The sequence below is a fragment of the Edaphobacter sp. genome, assembly GCF_035532915.1.
Lineage (GTDB): Bacteria > Acidobacteriota > Terriglobia > Terriglobales > Acidobacteriaceae > Edaphobacter.
The window spans coordinates 1-4,550 of sequence record NZ_DATKQC010000351.1; the positions used below are offsets into that span (position 1 = coordinate 1).

Annotated in this window: 4 protein-coding genes and 1 tRNA gene; 1 reads left to right on the forward strand and 4 read right to left on the reverse strand. The window is 57.5% G+C overall.

Going from position 1 to position 4,550, the window contains the following annotated elements; translation table 11 throughout:
• The first annotated feature begins 174 nt into the window (after positions 1-174).
• Positions 175-681, forward strand: coding sequence for a DUF1003 domain-containing protein (locus VMU57_RS16680; protein WP_325385443.1), 507 nt, complete (start codon positions 175-177; stop codon positions 679-681).
• Between the two features lie 192 nt (positions 682-873).
• Here VMU57_RS16680 and VMU57_RS16685 read toward each other — a convergent pair.
• The 4 genes from VMU57_RS16685 to VMU57_RS16700 all read right to left on the reverse strand — a co-directional run.
• Positions 874-949: transfer RNA gene (locus VMU57_RS16685), tRNA-Thr, on the reverse strand.
• A 56-nt stretch (positions 950-1,005) separates the two neighbouring features.
• The gene (locus VMU57_RS16690; RefSeq protein ID WP_325385445.1) at positions 1,006-2,406 is read right to left on the reverse strand and encodes a glycoside hydrolase family 28 protein; all 1,401 of its coding nucleotides are present in this window, start codon (positions 2,404-2,406) and stop codon (positions 1,006-1,008) included.
• A gap of 697 nt (positions 2,407-3,103) precedes the next feature.
• Complete coding sequence (locus tag VMU57_RS16695; RefSeq protein ID WP_325385447.1) at positions 3,104-4,288, reverse strand: DUF6599 family protein; 1,185 nt, start codon at positions 4,286-4,288, stop codon at positions 3,104-3,106.
• A 28-nt stretch (positions 4,289-4,316) separates the two neighbouring features.
• Positions 4,317-4,550 (reverse strand): hypothetical protein (locus VMU57_RS16700; protein ID WP_325385449.1); only part of this gene is annotated, 234 nt, incomplete at its 5' end.

The window sequence follows — 4,550 nt, forward strand, 5'->3', positions numbered from 1 at the left end:
AGCCCGCAAAAGACACGCTCGCCACCTTCCTCCAAATCCTCAAGCAACTAACCTCCCGCCAACTTAAATCCCCGGAGCGCAAAAGCGCGAAGGATGGGGCACCCGAGCTTTGTCATTTACACTGTGACCACCTCAAACGCGATCCGCATCGCCGTTCCAATCGAGTTCATAAGCATGCCTCAGAACCATATCCAGGAACAGATAGATCTGATTGCAAAGCACGAACAGGATTTCCTGACTCGTCGCACCGCAGCCGAACGCCTGGGCGACTGGATAGCCGGATTCGCCGGAAGCCTCTCTTTCGTCTGCATTCATCTGACAATCTTCACGGCCTGGATAACGTTCAACACGATCTCGTCTCCCGGCCTGCGGCACTTCGATCCGCCGCCGTTTCCCCTTCTTGGCACGATTGTGGCGCTTGAAGCAATACTGCTGGCGAGCATGATCCTCATGCGCCAATCCCGCATGAGCCGGCGCGCCGAGGAGCGAGACCATCTCATGCTCCAGATTCTTCTGCTGACCGAGAAAGAGATTACAGCCGTATTAGGGATGGATCGGCAGATCGCGGGAAGAGTTGGTCTTCCCCATGTAGCCAACGATAGCGAGATCGAGCAACTGAGCCAGAACACTTCCATCGACGATGTAGCGCAGACCATCAAAGACAAACTGCCGCACGATTAACATTGCCTGACGTTTCGCCTTGTGGATGGACGTTCCCGGAGATGCTGCACCAGCAGAAGCTATCAGCACCCAGCCTGGAAATCGTTCGCTCGGTCATCGATGAAGATCCAGAAACGGCGTCGGCACGTCACAGTTCACGTCACACGGATGCCGCGTGACGATACAAAAACGCTCTAAGTACTTGAAAGGGAATGGAGCCGATGAGCGGAGTTGAACCGCTGACCTACTGATTACGAATCAGTTGCTCTACCAACTGAGCTACATCGGCCTGCCTCATCCATTCTAGCGGCACATCCCCTGTACCGCCAAATCCAGCCTTAGCTTCTATTGCATCGGCACAAACTTCCCATCGCAGCCGAACGCTGTTCCGCTCCCTGCAGCTCCCTTGGAAGGCACCCCTTTGATCGTCGTCCCGCTGAAATCAAGGTTCGTCCCTCCCGCTCCGAGAGTCACCGTGGCAAACCGTCCATGTACCTGCGCCGGTGTAATTCCCTCAATCGTCACGCCATCCAGCGTGACCTCCGTAGTGTGTGCATCGTCCAACCCCGCCAGCAGAACATCGCCCGGCGTGGTATCCACTACATTGCGAATCGTAATCGCCTTATAGTCAGGAATCCGGTCGCCCACATACTTCGGATCGGCAAATCCCTCGGTCGTCTGGTTCGTGTAATAAGGGCTGATGGCAATAGGATTAGCGACATCCTTCATGCAGATATTCTGATAAACCAGATCATGCACCAACCCGCCGCGGGTCACATTGCTCTTGATGCGAATCCCGCTGGTCGTATGGTCCTCCGTCAGGCCATCCACCAGCAAATCGCTGTCCCCGGTATACGTCTCGCTACCGATCGACATCCCATGACCGTCGTAAAAATGGTTGTCGCGCACCGTCATGTGCGAGACGCCGGTCTTGATCGCAATATTGTCGTCGCCGTTGTCGATCCAGCTATGCGCAATCGTAATATTCGTCGAACTCCCCGGATCGATCCCATCCGTGTTCCGCGCATCCATTCCCCTGGTCGTCGGAGTCTGTAGATGCACGTCCCACGCGGTAAACCCATCTGTGTTGTTGACGCTCACGTGGTAGTTGGTCGAGTTGTGCAGCGTGATGCGGTACAGGATCAATCCATCCGCATGACTGGCCACAATCATCCGCGGGTTAAAGTAGCGCTCGTTCTTCGGCTCCGCCCTCCGCGCCATCTCCCACCAGCTATAGTCCTTGCCCAGAATCTTCGCGTATCCCCTTCCATCGATCACGCCGTTGCCCATAATCCCAACATCTTTTGCATTCACGCTGATGAACGGCCGGCACCCGCCGCGTACCTTGAGCTGCCGCTGCGGAGCCGGAAAGACCGTAGGCGTTCCCGGCGCAATCGTCCCGCACAGTCCGGGAGTCACGCCTTCGCCCTTCATCTCATACAACCGGGCATCCCTCGAACCGAACAGCGTCACGCCCTCATCGACCAGCAGGGTCACTCCCGTCCGCATCTCCAGCGGCCCGCTCAAAAATGCATTGTTCCCGCTCGACGGCTTCAGCTCGACCGCCATACCCGGCTTGCAGGTATCCAAAGCGTTTTGAATCCGCTCCGTGTCCAGCTTGCTCTCATCCGCAGGGCTGAGCATGTTGTTCATCGCTCGCAGCTGCGCCGGCAGTTGCACGCACGAGTCCGGAATCTTCGGCTCCGTCACCTGGCGCGTATCCTGCGCATGCGCGCATACGCCCATCAATATAGAAACTCCCACGCAGATCGCTGCCACCCCAGCCTGCACGTCTCTCCATCGCAAAATCATTTGGTCCAGCCTCCGAGCCATTCTGCCAAACTAGCACAAAGGAACCAGCCAACATCACAACCCACACCCACAAAGTGCCTCTCTCAAAATTTCGGAGCCAAGTAAAATTCCGTGACCATCTCGAGCCACGCTATACAAACTCACGTCATCCCGACCGGAGCGAAGCAGAGTGGAGAGACCCTGTATTTCGCCTTCCTCTCTGCTGTTACCGGTCGGTGCGATCGGTGCAAATCGATGTGAAGCCTTCAACTTTTAAAACAGATTGCCCACCCAACGAAAACTCGTCACACCACATCCGCACCACACAGATATCACCCATCGGTAATGCATCACAAAAGCGAAGAGGCCACCCGGCAACAGGGTGGCCTCTTCTTTAGGGAGAATAGTTCCAACGGAGGCAAAGCCATCAGAACTTTCTGGCGAAATACTAAGTTTGTCAAAATCAGGTGTCAAGGCTTAAAGATCGCAAGCATAAGTCGTTATTTAGTAATTAGTTACGGGGGTTACTTCCCATACAACATAGCATAGCATATTCGCTATTTATTCGCCTAATATGGCGTGGCCAATTTATAAACCACCCTCAAATCAGCCGCTTAGCCTCCAAGCTGCACCATCCCCGGTGCAGGCACGCTCATCCTTGCGACGGCGGAGGCTCCCCTTCGAGGTGAATCTTCTCAGACCGCCCGCTCAGGTCGATCCGCAGAAACTCCGGCTCCGTCGCCGCAGGCTTGCCCTGCATCACCCGGATTGCCGCCCGTCCAAACCCCAGCACCAGTCCCAGGATGACCGCCGCCAGCGCCAGCAGGCCCGACAGGATCGCAATGCTGGTCAGCAGGCTCACCGTCTTGTGAATCTCTGCGTGAAACTCCGGCGGAGGGGTGTTCTCCATCGTCAGAACCTGGCGCAGATGAATCCCCTCGACCATCTTCTGCGCTTCGTCCGGGCTCCACGCTCCCGTGGTCATCGCCACCAGCGGACCCTCCCGCCGCAGCTTCACCGTCCCCGCCGCCGCACCCTGGCGGTTCATCTCCTCCACAATAGCGCGTCCGTGGTTGCCTGCAATCTGCGGCGTCGGGTAGAGCAGCAGCGTCAAAATCCCCCGGTCCTTATACTTCGCCATCACCGCCTCGGCGCTCTTGTCGAAGCCGACGATGTCTCCGGGCAGCACACCCCCCATCGTCTGGTAGCCCACCGGGCCCAAAGCGTATCGCACCGACTCTATCTCGAGCTCCTTGCCGGGCAGCAGCGTAGGTAGCAGAGGAGGCTGCCCCTTCGGGCCGCCGATCTTGGGCAGCGTCGACTCCAGCAGGCGCAGGTCGCTCACCACCGCAGCTCCCGCCTTGCTCGCATCCGCCACCACCACGGTCGTTCCGCTGCGAAAGATGTAATTACCTCCCGAAGCCGCCATCTCCGAGCCAACCTTGCTGCCTGTCGCCAGAATCATTCGCGACTCCGGCCTGCGCAAAAACGTAAAGGCGCTCGCCGCTCCCGTCGCATCGCCAAACTGGTAGGCATCCAGCGTCATCGTCCCCGCGCTGCTCCCGCGGCGGTAGGTCGCGTGGCTGGCCCGGCTTACGCCGTCCTCTTTCAGAACGGCGCCCGTAACTCCCTCAAACGGAGGGCAGTCGTCGGAACACAAAGTCGAAGTCTGTTCCGGCTGCCAAGGCCCAAACTTCGCCGGCAGCAGAGGAGTAGGCGGCTCGACCAGCATCGTCTTTGTGCTTTGCCCAAAGGCAGCGGACGCGACCCCAACCAGGCACAACAAAACGACGCGATGCGCCACCCCTCGAATCTTGAACTTAACTATATTGACCATGAAACATCTGCCCCTGCTATCGGTCAGACTACACCACCGCCAACTCGTAAGCGAAGCGGCCAGCAGCACTTTTCAGCGCAGGACAGAGATAAATTCCTTGAATCCAGGGGGTCTCCTCAACCACGTCATCTCGACCGGAGCCGCGGACGGCTTCGTCGTCCATTTCAGGGTGGAAAGCCCCTTGAATTTCGCCTTTTCCGTTGCCGCTGCAGCAGCCTTCATCCTGCGCTGCCTTGAGTTCTTCGGGAATCTTCATATAATT

What these genes read in the sequence shown, in the direction of transcription:
- VMU57_RS16680 (WP_325385443.1), top strand. Translation starts at nt 175, where the DNA reads ATGCCTCAGAACCATATCCAGGAACAGATAGATCTGATTGCAAAGCAC.
- VMU57_RS16695 (WP_325385447.1), bottom strand. Translation starts at nt 4,288, where the DNA reads ATGGTCAATATAGTTAAGTTCAAGATTCGAGGGGTGGCGCATCGCGTC.
- VMU57_RS16690 (WP_325385445.1), bottom strand. Translation starts at nt 2,406, where the DNA reads ATGGGCGTATGCGCGCATGCGCAGGATACGCGCCAGGTGACGGAGCCG.